Origin of the sequence: Campylobacter concisus (assembly GCF_902460415.1) — a bacterium.
Lineage (GTDB): Bacteria > Campylobacterota > Campylobacteria > Campylobacterales > Campylobacteraceae > Campylobacter_A > Campylobacter_A concisus_Y.
Window position 1 is genome coordinate 355,919 of record NZ_CABPTY010000001.1, and the last position, 10,940, is coordinate 366,858.

The 10,940-nt window shown below is 37.1% G+C and carries 14 protein-coding genes; 8 read left to right on the forward strand and 6 right to left on the reverse strand.

The window, feature by feature from the left end:
- Positions 1 to 5: 5 nt before the first annotated feature.
- From hisB to mrdA, 7 genes are read left to right on the forward strand one after another with little or no spacing between them, the layout of a single operon-like run.
- Positions 6 to 581 (forward strand): imidazoleglycerol-phosphate dehydratase HisB, encoded by a 576-nt coding sequence (gene hisB, locus FZ940_RS01755; protein ID WP_187422133.1) that lies wholly within the window; start codon positions 6 to 8, stop codon positions 579 to 581.
- A complete protein-coding gene (locus FZ940_RS01760) occupies positions 578 to 1,066 on the forward strand; it encodes a KdsC family phosphatase (RefSeq protein WP_103604770.1) in 489 nt (162 codons plus the stop codon). The genes hisB and FZ940_RS01760 overlap by 4 nt, the downstream gene beginning before the upstream one ends.
- On the forward strand, positions 1,045 to 1,584 hold the full coding sequence (locus FZ940_RS01765) for an LPS export ABC transporter periplasmic protein LptC (RefSeq protein WP_234400080.1): 540 nt from the start codon (positions 1,045 to 1,047) through the stop codon (positions 1,582 to 1,584). The genes FZ940_RS01760 and FZ940_RS01765 overlap by 22 nt, the downstream gene beginning before the upstream one ends.
- Positions 1,557 to 2,033, forward strand: coding sequence for a lipopolysaccharide transport periplasmic protein LptA (gene lptA, locus FZ940_RS01770; protein ID WP_148821268.1), 477 nt, complete (start codon positions 1,557 to 1,559; stop codon positions 2,031 to 2,033). The genes FZ940_RS01765 and lptA overlap by 28 nt, the downstream gene beginning before the upstream one ends.
- The gene (yihA, locus tag FZ940_RS01775) at positions 2,030 to 2,644 is read left to right on the forward strand and encodes a ribosome biogenesis GTP-binding protein YihA/YsxC (RefSeq protein ID WP_148821269.1); all 615 of its coding nucleotides are present in this window, start codon (positions 2,030 to 2,032) and stop codon (positions 2,642 to 2,644) included. The genes lptA and yihA overlap by 4 nt, the downstream gene beginning before the upstream one ends.
- Position 2,645: 1 nt before the next feature.
- A complete protein-coding gene (locus tag FZ940_RS01780) occupies positions 2,646 to 3,137 on the forward strand; it encodes a hypothetical protein (protein ID WP_084040994.1) in 492 nt (163 codons plus the stop codon).
- Entirely contained in the window at positions 3,134 to 4,972 is a 1,839-nt protein-coding gene (mrdA, locus tag FZ940_RS01785; protein WP_148821270.1) for a penicillin-binding protein 2, read from the forward strand. Before FZ940_RS01780 ends, mrdA begins: the two co-directional genes overlap by 4 nt.
- Before the next feature lie 230 nt (positions 4,973 to 5,202).
- On the opposite strand, the gene queC is transcribed toward mrdA, so the two are convergent.
- Positions 5,203 to 5,916: a 7-cyano-7-deazaguanine synthase QueC gene (gene queC / locus FZ940_RS01790; RefSeq protein WP_262367578.1), complete on the reverse strand. Its 714-nt coding sequence runs from the start codon at positions 5,914 to 5,916 to the stop codon at positions 5,203 to 5,205.
- A 26-nt stretch (positions 5,917 to 5,942) separates the two neighbouring features.
- Here queC and ybeY point away from each other — a divergent pair, with 26 nt between their 5' ends.
- Positions 5,943 to 6,389, forward strand: a complete 447-nt coding sequence (ybeY, locus tag FZ940_RS01795) for an rRNA maturation RNase YbeY (protein WP_084108568.1) — start codon at positions 5,943 to 5,945, stop codon at positions 6,387 to 6,389.
- Here ybeY and FZ940_RS01800 read toward each other — a convergent pair.
- From FZ940_RS01800 to mobB, 5 genes are read right to left on the reverse strand one after another with little or no spacing between them, the layout of a single operon-like run.
- Entirely contained in the window at positions 6,378 to 7,361 is a 984-nt protein-coding gene (locus FZ940_RS01800) for a ferrochelatase (RefSeq protein ID WP_148821272.1), read from the reverse strand. The two genes, ybeY and FZ940_RS01800, sit on opposite strands and share 12 nt — an antisense overlap.
- Entirely contained in the window at positions 7,362 to 9,287 is a 1,926-nt protein-coding gene (gene metG, locus FZ940_RS01805) for a methionine--tRNA ligase (RefSeq protein WP_148821273.1), read from the reverse strand.
- A 15-nt stretch (positions 9,288 to 9,302) separates the two neighbouring features.
- Entirely contained in the window at positions 9,303 to 9,521 is a 219-nt protein-coding gene (locus FZ940_RS01810; protein ID WP_103560613.1) for a hypothetical protein, read from the reverse strand.
- A complete protein-coding gene (locus FZ940_RS01815) occupies positions 9,521 to 10,384 on the reverse strand; it encodes a class 1 fructose-bisphosphatase (protein ID WP_262367579.1) in 864 nt (287 codons plus the stop codon). The genes FZ940_RS01810 and FZ940_RS01815 overlap by 1 nt, the downstream gene beginning before the upstream one ends.
- Positions 10,384 to 10,863, reverse strand: coding sequence for a molybdopterin-guanine dinucleotide biosynthesis protein B (gene mobB / locus FZ940_RS01820; protein WP_148798197.1), 480 nt, complete (start codon positions 10,861 to 10,863; stop codon positions 10,384 to 10,386). Before mobB ends, FZ940_RS01815 begins: the two co-directional genes overlap by 1 nt.
- Between the last annotated feature and the right edge of the window lie 77 nt (positions 10,864 to 10,940).

Here is a 10,940-nt window from a genome sequence, read left to right on the forward strand (position 1 = left end):
AAGAAATTTTAGAACTAACTAGAAATACAAAAGAGACACAAATCTCAATGAAGCTTAAAATTTATGGCTCTGGTGTTGCAAAGATAGATACTGGCATTGGTTTTTTTGACCATATGCTTGAAGCTTTTACAAAGCATTCTTTGCTTGATCTTGAAATTTCATGCAAGGGCGACACGCATGTGGATTTTCACCACAGCGTTGAGGATGTCGGCATAGTTTTGGGTCAGCTTTTAAAAGAGGCCTTGTATCCTGTAAGTGGCGTTGAGAGATTTGGCGAAGCAAGCGTTGTTATGGATGAGGCAGCTGTTTTTTGTGCGCTAGATCTTAGCAACAGAGCCTATCTTGTATATGAAAATTTTAATGAAAATGCCAAAGTAGGGGAGTTTGACACTGAGCTTGTGGAGGAGTTTTTTAGGGCAGTTGCTATAAATTCAGCCATCACGCTTCATCTAAATCAAATTCGTGGCAAAAACACTCACCATATCATCGAAGCTACTTTTAAATCATTTGCCGTCGCACTTCGTAGAGCGCTTGCTAAAAACGCAAGGATAGGCACACCAAGCACAAAGGGTGTTTTATGATAGAGATTATTTTTTTAGATATTGATGGGTGCCTGACTGATGGCAAGATCATCTACAATGCAAATGGCGAAGAGCTTAAATTTTTTGATGTAAAAGATGGTTACGCGATAGAGAGCTGGCTAAAGCTTGGCAAAAAGGTGGCTATCATCACTGGTAGAAAGTCGGCCATCGTTGAGCGAAGGGCTGAGGATCTAAAGATAAATCACGTCTATCAAGGCGTTGGCGATAAATTTGAAGTAGCAAGCGAGATATTAAAATTTGAAGGGCTTAGCTTTAAAAACGCAGCAGCTATCGGCGATGACTACAATGACTATAAAATTTTAAATGCAGTTGCTTGGAGCTTTAAGCCAAAAGATGCGATAAAAGAGCTTGATGTAAAGACAAAACTAAAGCACAAAGGTGGCAATGGCGCGGTTAGAGAGATGATCGAGCTTATTATAAAATCAGAAAATTTATATGACGAGTGGTCGAAGCGTTGGTTGTAAAAATTTTCTACTTCGTCGTGGCCATTTTTAGTGTCGTGATGATATTTTTGGCGGCTCAAGATCCATATCTTGCAAATGTTTTAAAGATCGACACAAAGATATCAAATATGCAGATAAATGACGTGATAGATTATGAGATAAATTCCACGAAAATAAGCGGAGTCTACGAGGCTGATGAGCTAAATAGATACAATGATAAAGATGAATTTTTGAGTTTTAAAGCAAAAATTTTAAGAGGAAATTTAAAACATTTTTTAAGCTCAGACAAAGCAATCTCACAAAATGACGAAATCATCTTTCAAAAGAATGCGAACTATGAAAACAACGATAGTTTGAGATTTATAAGTGACGAAGTGATATATGGAACAAAAACAAAAATAGTAAGATCTGAAGCAAATTTCACGCTCATAAGAAATAATGATAAGGCACTGGGTGAGAGTGGAAGCTATGATCTTGGCAAAAAACAAACGCAGGTAAAAGGGTTAAGGGCATGGATAGAAGAAAATCAGCGATTTTAGCGGTGATATTGGGTTTTACATTTTTAAATGCAGAGCAAGTTGAAATCACATCAAATGATTTTTTTGCAGATGAGAATAAGCAAACTAGTGAATTTATAGGTAATGTAAATATCAAAAAGGGTTCATTTGATGAGCTTAAGGCAGATAAGGTGGTTGTCTATTTTGACAAAAAACATCAACCTATAAAATATGTGGCCACTGGCAATGCTAGAGCAAAAATCTTTATAAAAGATAAGCACTACGACGGCAAAGGCAATACTCTTACATACGAGCCAGCAAAACAGGTCTATACTGTTAGTGGAAATGGCTATTTGCATGAGGTAGAAACTGATAAGAATGTTTATGGTGAAAAGATCGTTGTCAATCAAAAAGATGGCACATATAGCGTAAACAGTGATGAGAAAAAGCCTGTTAAGTTTATCTTTCAGGTAGAGGAAAAAGATAAGTGATAAGGCCACTAAGTGCTAAATTTATCACATCAAGTCCAAGTATAAAAGAGGCTCCAAGCTTCGTAACAAGCGAAGTTGTCTTTTTGGGTAGATCAAATGTTGGTAAAAGCAGCCTCATAAATACACTTGTAAATCAAAAAAATCTAGCCAAAAGCTCATCGACTCCTGGCAAAACTCAGCTTATAAATTTTTTTGAGGCTGAGTTTTGTGAGCAAAAAGATGAGCAGGAAGAAAAAGATAGATTTAAGCTCATTTTGGTTGATTTGCCAGGCTTTGGCTATGCAAAAGTGGCAAAGTCAAAGCATGATGAATGGCGTAAAAATTTAGATGAGTTTTTGAAATTTAGAAGCGACATTAGACTTTTTATACACCTAATTGATGCTAGACATTTTGACCTAGACATAGACGTAAATGTGGATGCTTATCTAAAAAGCTTTTTAAGAGCTGATCAGAAAATTTTAAATTTATATACAAAAAGCGATAAGCTAAATCAAAGCCAAAAGAGTGCGGTAATGAAATTTGACCCAAGCGGCATCTTGGTCTCAACTCTTAATAAAAGCGGTATCGAAAAGGCTAGAGAAGCTATCATAAATAACGCTCTTGGTAGATAAAATGCAAACCATAAGCAGCTTAGATATTAAAATTTTTAAAGAATTTTGGTGGGCTGTTTTTTTATTCTCATATGAGATCGCAACTACGCAATTTGGTTTTTTGCCGCCACTCATTGGTATTTTTTTTACTTATATGATTTTGGAGTATTCAAGAAAACAAAAGCAATACGACGAGTTTAAGCACAATTGGTACTTTGCGATAATTTTTATAATATTTGCTGAGCAAATTCATGGATTTCATCTTTTTTCAACGATTATTGCCTTTTTGCTTTTTTATAATTTTATTTTAGACTGGCTCTATACCACGATGAAGTGGCGAAATTGCCTACTTATCATCTTTGTAGCAGCTGGATATACTTTAACATTTCTTGTAAATAATCTATTTGCTTACGTTTTAAATGAGCAAAATTTAGCATTTTCGACTGAATATCTATTTTTTATAGCATTTGAAAGTATCCTTGCTATCGTTCTTTTTAGGGATAAAGTGCTATGAGAATGCGCATCGTCTTTAGTGTGATCGCTCTTTTTTGGATTATACTTTTGGGACGAATTTATCATCTAAGCATAAACTCAAATACCTACTACAATGAGATCGCAGAACAAAACGCGATAAAGACTATTTATATTCCGCCAGTTAGGGGTATCATTTTTGATGTACATGATAAGCCAATGGCTGTTAATCGTCTTGGCTTTTCGGTATCCATTAGACCTCATTTAAGTGCTAATAAAAAGGTAAAAATTTTAGATGATGAGCTATCTTACATTGGCTCACTATTTAGTGATCTAAATGTTACAAAGCTTAAAAATGAATACATAAAAAATGATTCAGCTTATAACCAAGATTTTATAAATGTGGTCGAATTTATTGATTATGATAAATTTTTGCCATTTTTTGCATCACTTTCTTTGCGTGAAAATTTAGAGATAAGGCCCGCTTCAAAACGCCACTATCCGTATAACGATCTAGCTTCTCACATCATCGGCTACGTTGGTAGGGCAAATCAAAAAGATATGGATAATGATCCTTTGACAAAGCTTACAAATTATATTGGAAGAAGTGGTGTGGAACGGTTTTATAATCCGATCTTACAAGGAATTCAGGGTTTTAAAAAGATAAAGGTAAATGCCTTAAATGAAGAGATCGAACAGATAAACTATCAAGCACCACAAAGTCAAAATATCAAGCTTGCAGTCGATCTTGAGCTTCAGCAGTTTGTGGCTGATGTCTTTGGTAAGGATGCAGGAAGCGTTATCGTTATGAGTCTAAAAGATGGTGCTATCATAGCTGCTGGTAGCTTTCCAGAGTATGATCTAAATCCATTTGTGCTTGGAATTTCTCAGCCTGAATGGGAAGAGCTTGTAAAAAACGTCGATCATCCTTTTACAAACAAGCTAATAAACGGCCTTTATCCGCCAGGTTCTGTCGTAAAAATGGGTATGGCGCTAGCGTTTTTGGATAATGGCATGAGTAAATACGATAGTTTTTTTTGTAGTGGCTCATATGAGCTTGGAGGGCGTAAATTTCGCTGCTGGAACTCTCACGGACATGGAAATGTTAATATGAATACGGCAATTAGAGAGAGCTGTGATGATTATTTTTATAAAGGTAGTCAAAAGATAGGAATTGACGCTATTGTGCCGATACTTGAACGTATGGGTTTTGGTAGAAAAACCGAGGTTGATTTGCCAAATGAGTTTGTGGGGACTTTGCCAAGTAGAGAGTGGAAGATGAGGAAGTATGGCAAAGCGTGGTTTCAAGGTGAGACCCTTATCACTTCTATCGGACAGGGAAATTTCTTAGTCACGCCTATGCAAGTGGCAAAATATACAGCAGGCCTTGCAACTGGGTTAAATGTGACTCCACATTTTTTAAAGAGCATTGATGGCAAGGATATTGATTTTACACCAACAGATGATGCTTTTACGCCGTTTGAAAAATCACAGTTACCAGCCATTAGGCATGCAATGTATGAAGTGGCAAATCACCCAAGAGGCACGGCAAATAAGCACTTTGTAGGAAGTCTTGTAAAGGTCGCGGCAAAGACTGGAACAGCTCAGGTCGTTGGAATTTCTCAAACTGAAAAGAAACGTATGAAAGAGGAGGATATGGCGTATTTGCAAAGATCTCATGCATGGATGACTACATATGCGCCATATGAAGATCCGCAATACGTTATCACAATGGTTATAGAGCATGGTGGCCATGGCGGAAGTGCGGCTGGACCAAAAATCGCTCAAATTTATAATAAACTTGTTGAAATGGGATATATAAATTTAGAAAAAATCCAAAGTGATCAAAATAAAAAACAAGACAACAAGAAAAAATAAAGATCATTAAAAAGCCGTAGTAGTAACCACTTACTTATTACTTAGAAATTTTTACCTTGTGCTTAGTACGTTTTTGGCTAAATTTATCAACTACTTTTTAATCCTCTTTATTAAATTTTGGCAAACTTGACTGAGAATTTATGTTTTTGATAGGCAGTAAGAGCCTAAGTGTTGATGTATCTTTAAATTCGTTAAATGCTCTTGCTTAATAATTTGCCACTTTTAGAGGCTCATAAGGAAAATTTTTGATTTTTATATAAGATTTTATCAGTAGCATTTGCCTTTTTAAAGCCATTTAGTCTTAGCCTGCAACTATCACAAAGCCCGCATGCCTTGTCATCGCTTTCGTAGCAGCTCCAAGTAAGCTCTAGTGGCGAGCCAAGCTCAAGAGATTTTGCTACGATGTCAGCCTTGCTTAAATTTACAAGTGGAGTAATTATCTCACACGAAAAACTAGGTGATGTGCCTAAATTTATGGACCCGTTTATACTTTTTATGAAGCTTTCTTTACAGTCTGGATATCCGGAGCTGTCTTCTTCTACAACACCGATATAGATAGCTTGTGCATTTTCTTTTTCGGCAAGTGCGGCAGCGACCGAGATAAAAATACCATTTCGAAAAGGCACGTAAGTATTTGGCACATCTTTTTCCACCCCATCTTTTCTTATTTGCAAACTTTCATCGGTTAAAGAATTCCCGCCTATTTGGGCAATAAAGCTAACATCCAAACTCATCTTTTTTGTAATGCCCAATCTTTCACAAATTTCGTTAAATGCACGTTTTTCACGTTTCATCGTCCTTTGGCCATAGTCAAAATGAAGCGCTACGATATCATATCCAGCCCTTTTTGCCATTACAGCACAAAGCGTACTATCCATACCGCCGCTCATTATACAAACTGCTTTTTTCATATTTTGCCTTTTATTTTTGCTAGAATTATACAAAAAAGTTACTAAGGAAAGAGCCTAAAATGATACTTTGCGAAGAGAGCTATCCAAAAATTTTAGATGAAATTTGTGAATATTTGACACTAGGAGAAATCGAGCTAGTTTTTGTCGATAAGGAAGAGATGAGAGAACTAAATAAAACCGAGCGAGGCATTGATAAAACTACAGATGTCTTAAGCTTTCCGCTTGAGCTTGTCATTCATGCCCCACTTGGCTCAATCGTTATAAACAAAGATATGGTAAAAGAGAAAGCTGCTGAGCTAAATCATAGTGAAGAAGCTGAAACTGCACTACTTTTTACGCATGGACTGCTTCATATCTTGGGATTTGATCATGAAAAAGATGATGGTGAAATGAGAGAAAAAGAGTGCGAAGTGATAAAAAAATTTGAGCTGCCTAAAAGTCTAATCGTAAGAAGTGAGGATGTTAGGCTAATTGATCTTATAAATAATAAAAACTTAAAAGAGTAGATTTTCTTCAGATGTTTTGTGAAGCTCTTCTAAAAGCTCCTCTTTTTGGCATAAAATCAATATATAGATAAAATTTTTAAGCTTTTTTATCTCACTTAAATTTTTAAAGTAGATTGCATTTTGTACTTTTAATAACGAGCCTTCTGGCAAGCAAATTTTTATCTCATCAGGGCTAAATTTTTTATTTAAAAATATACTTTGACTTACAAATAGATCTTCATCGCTTTCAGTGATTATAGCTCTAAAGCTATTTCCAAAGCTCGTTGGAATAAAATTTTTATCTATAAAAATCGGGTCAAAATGCCCGTGAATCCTACCTTCGTAAGGCTTAAATGAAATTTTATTTTTATCAAGAAATTTTAAAAGCCCATAAAACATTCCAGCAAAAACTCGCGGTATGTTTAAGTTTTGATAGTATGTTTGCTTAAATACTGTGCTTGTAAAAAATATCGAGCTTGGATTTATCTCGTGCATAGTCGTATCTGTGTAAATGGTCTCAAAAAGAGGCGATATTCGCTGAAGTGTTCTTGTATCATCGCCAAAAAAGACATCAAAGACCTTTGCGTGAAAAATTTGATTGAAAAGCTCAGTAATATTTTTTGACATGACGTGTGCATTAGAGCCAAGCTTTGATTTTTCTAAAAAGTCATTTATAAAAGGATTTACTGCGCAAAATTTTAAATCTTTATGAGTAGCCTCAAATCTCATGAGTTTTATCATGGCAGTTTGTAAGCTACTAACTTTTAAAAAAGCGATCTCTTTGTCGATAATTGGCACATTATCTTCGCTAATTATGGCGTATGCGCCTTGTTTAATCGCTGTTTCTATGTCGCTATCGTTTGCATTTAAGCAAATATACGCAAAGCCACGTCTTACATGCTTTAGCTCGAAAACAAACTCGCTTACGCTAGTTATCGTCGGTGCATTTTGAGCCTCAGCATTTATTAGACGAGTTAAATTTTCTATTGTCATTTAGCCAACGATCGCACCGTTTTTAACTTTGCCTTGCGTACCAAGAAGTGTTAATGAGCCATCAGATGCGCTTAGGATCATGCCTTGAGAGACATATTTTTTCATCATCGTTCGCTCTTTTAAATTTGCTAAAACGCAAACTTGCTTACCGATAAGCGAGCTAGGCTCGTAGTATTTAGCGATACCAGATAAAATTTGACGTGGTTGCTCCTCGCCAAGATCTATCTTAAATTTAAGCAGCTTCTCACTACCCTCGACTCTCTCGCACTCGAGCACTTCGCCTACTTTTATCACCACCTTTGCAAAGTCATCAATGCTAATGATCTCGTCCTCTTTTTTCTCCTCTTTTGGCTCAGCTTTTACCTCAACCTTTGGCGGCTCATTTGCCTCGCTCATTAGCTCTTTTTCTATCCTTGGGAAAAGTGGCTCGGTGGCCTTTGCTGTAAAATTTGAAATTTCATTTTTCAAAACAAGGCTTTCATAAGATGCTGTGTCTATGCTAAAGCCAAGCGTGTCAGCTATCTTAGCACAAGTTTTTGGCATAGCTGGGCTAAGTAGTATCGCCACTTTTGCAAGTAAATTTGCGCAAAGTGCTACAAGTGCGTTTGCCTCGTCAGTTTTGCCAGCTTTTACAAGTGACCATGGCTCATACTTCGCAACGGCTGCATTTGCTAGCGTTACGATCTTCCAAAGATCCTCTAAATAGCGGTTCGTCGCTAAATTTTCTAAATTTTTAATAGCCTCATCAAGGTAGCCCTTGGCCTCATCAAGTTCGGCTTTGTGAAATTTGATCACGTCTTTTGAACCGATTTTATAGTCGCTATACTTTGCACTCATGCCAACTATTCGGCTTAGCAAGTTACCAAGTCCGTTGCCAAGTTCTGAATTTATACGCTCGATCAAAGCCTTTTGGCTGTAATCGCCATCTTGCCCAAACGGCACCTCTCTAAGCAAAAAGTATCTGAAATTTTCAAGTCCGTAAGCATTTGCAACCTCTCTTGGGTTTATAACATTACCCTTACTTTTGCTCATCTTTTCGCCATTTATGGTCCACCAGCCGTGCGCTGCTACGTGTTTTGGTAATGGCAAGCCAAGACTCATCAAAAATGCCGGCCAGTAAACTGCGTGAAAGCGTAAAATATCTTTGCCAACGATGTGAGTAGTGTATGGCCAAAGATCCATTCTAGCGTCATCTCTTGAATATCCTAGTGTTGTTAGGTAGTTTATAAGCGCGTCAAGCCAGACGTACATAACGTGCTTTTCATCGTTTGCGCTCTTTGGTAGCTTTATGCCCCAGTCAAAGCTCGTTCTAGTTACTGAAAGATCTTTTAGTCCACCTTTTACAAAGCTTACGACCTCGTTTTTCTTACCTTTTGGGATGACGCAAAGCTCGTCATTTTCGTACCATTTTAAAAGCGCGTCTTCATATTTTGAAAGCTTAAAAAAGTAGCTCTCTTCTTTGACTAAAGACGTCACTCGGCCGCAGTCTGGACAGTGATTGTCTTCTAGCAGGTCTCTTTGATTAAAAAAGGTTTCGCAGCTAACGCAGTAAAATCCCTCATATTCGCCTTTGTAAATGTCGCCATTTGCTTGCATCTTTTCAAAGACATTTTGCACGGTTTGTTTGTGCTCTTCGTCGGTCGTTCTTATAAAATGATCGTAGCTTATTTCAAACTCATCCCAAAGTGATCTAAATTTCGCACTGATCTCGTCGGCGTACTCTTTTGGAGTCTTGCCTCTAGCACGAGCTGCTTGCTCGATCTTTTGTCCGTGCTCGTCTGTGCCTGTCATAAAGTAAGTCTCTTTGCCTTGCAAGCGGTTAAATCTAGCAAGTGTATCAGCAATAATGGTCGTATATGCATGACCAATGTGTGGCACGTCGTTTACGTAATATATCGGGGTCGTTATATAAGCTTTTTCTTTCATATTTTTCCTTTAATTTTAAAAATCAAATCCGCCGTCACTGCCAGTATTGCCTTTTGACATCGAGTTGTAGCAGCTATTTACGTACTCTTTTCTTGTCTCGCAGTCAAAAAATACTTCGCAGCTAAAGCAGCTTTTTTGCCCTTTTTGGCTTTGGCACTCTTGCAAAATTTTTGCTTTTTGCTTTAAGGCTAGTTCAAATGCGTCAAGTGGCTCGTTTGCTTGTGTTTCTTGCATTATTTTTGCTCGTAAAATTTATGCAAAAGAGAAATTTCATCACGTGAGCCAAAGAAGCATGGCGTTGTTTGGTGAATTTTTTCTATTTTTATATCAAAAAGTGTTTGATTTTTGCCGTTTGTCGTTGAGCCCTTTGCGTTTTCATATATGAAGGCAAATGGCAACACCTCAAAGACTACTCTTAGCTTGCCATTTGGATGATCGCTCGTTGCTGGGTAGCTAAAAAGACCGCCACCTTTTAGTAAAATTTGATGCAAATCGCTCACCATCGCACCTGAGTATCTTAGTCTGTAGCCTTGGTTGAATAGCTCGTTTATAAAATTTCTATGCGTTTGGCTCCAGCCTTTTTGCGTGGCTCCCGTGGCGTTTAGCTTGCCTTTTTCTTTTAGCTCAAGCTCTTTTACAAATTTAAACTCGGCATCTTTACCAAGTCTATAAAATTTAGGCAAAGCGCCCTTTTTCTCAGCAATTACAAGCTCAAGCCTTGGGCCATATATGCTGTAAGCTGCGGCTATTAATCTTTCTGGTTTTACCTCGTCTTCGTAGATACCAAAGATCGAGCCAACGGCAAAATTTACATCAACTAGGCTTGAGCCATCAAGTGGATCGTAAGCGATGATAAATTTAGCGTTTTTATTGATCTCAAGCTCGTCCTCTTTCTCTTCGCTAATTAGCGCTTTTACGCAGGCAAGCTCCTTAAATTTAGCTGTGATGATCTCGTCGCTTTTGACATCAAGCTTTAGCTGTGTGTCGCCGGTTGCGTTTTCGTGAGTTGTGTAGCCAAGATCGGCGTATTTTATCACTTCGCTTATCTCTTTTGCGATCTCTTTTATGGTGTTAAAAATTTGATTTAATTCTTGCATTATACAGCCTTTGCATTTTTGATTATCCACGCACAAATGGCGTCTATATCGTCTAAATTTATATTTTTTATCTCGTAAGGAATTTGTTTTTTGTATGTTGCGATCGCATCTGAAAAGCTAAGATATTTTTCATCTATTTCATCTTTAAAAACACTTAACCTTGGTAGTGGAAGCGTCTTTAAACCCTCAACTAAGAGCATATCAAACTCGCCTAGCATTTTAATGACATCGTTAATTTCTTGTGGTTTTTGTGAAAAATAAGTTGTTCTAGTCGGACTCATCACCACCACATCTGCCCCAGTTTGAGAAAATTTAAAGCTATCCTTGCCTTCAACGTCAAATTTGGCCTTGTCGCCCGGGTCGTGTTTTACTATCGCGACTTTCAAACCATCATTTATAAATTTTTTTGCTACCTTTAAAATAAGAGTCGTTTTTCCGCTATTTGAAGGGCCAGAAAAAGCAATAGCAAGTCTTTTCATAAGAACCTTTTTTTTTAAAATTTCTCGCGATTATAACTTATGTTGGCTTTAAAATTTATGAGTGAAATTTAAAAAAT

Excerpts from the sequence above, each read along its gene's own strand:
- FZ940_RS01760 (WP_103604770.1), top strand. The coding sequence starts at position 578 with ATGATAGAGATTATTTTTTTAGATATTGATGGGTGCCTGACTGATGGC.
- lptA (WP_148821268.1), top strand. The coding sequence starts at position 1,557 with ATGGATAGAAGAAAATCAGCGATTTTAGCGGTGATATTGGGTTTTACA.
- FZ940_RS01780 (WP_084040994.1), top strand. The coding sequence starts at position 2,646 with ATGCAAACCATAAGCAGCTTAGATATTAAAATTTTTAAAGAATTTTGG.
- mrdA (WP_148821270.1), top strand. The coding sequence starts at position 3,134 with ATGAGAATGCGCATCGTCTTTAGTGTGATCGCTCTTTTTTGGATTATA.
- ybeY (WP_084108568.1), top strand. The coding sequence starts at position 5,943 with ATGATACTTTGCGAAGAGAGCTATCCAAAAATTTTAGATGAAATTTGT.
- FZ940_RS01800 (WP_148821272.1), bottom strand. The coding sequence starts at position 7,361 with ATGACAATAGAAAATTTAACTCGTCTAATAAATGCTGAGGCTCAAAAT.
- metG (WP_148821273.1), bottom strand. The coding sequence starts at position 9,287 with ATGAAAGAAAAAGCTTATATAACGACCCCGATATATTACGTAAACGAC.
- FZ940_RS01810 (WP_103560613.1), bottom strand. The coding sequence starts at position 9,521 with ATGCAAGAAACACAAGCAAACGAGCCACTTGACGCATTTGAACTAGCC.
- FZ940_RS01815 (WP_262367579.1), bottom strand. The coding sequence starts at position 10,384 with ATGCAAGAATTAAATCAAATTTTTAACACCATAAAAGAGATCGCAAAA.
- mobB (WP_148798197.1), bottom strand. The coding sequence starts at position 10,863 with ATGAAAAGACTTGCTATTGCTTTTTCTGGCCCTTCAAATAGCGGAAAA.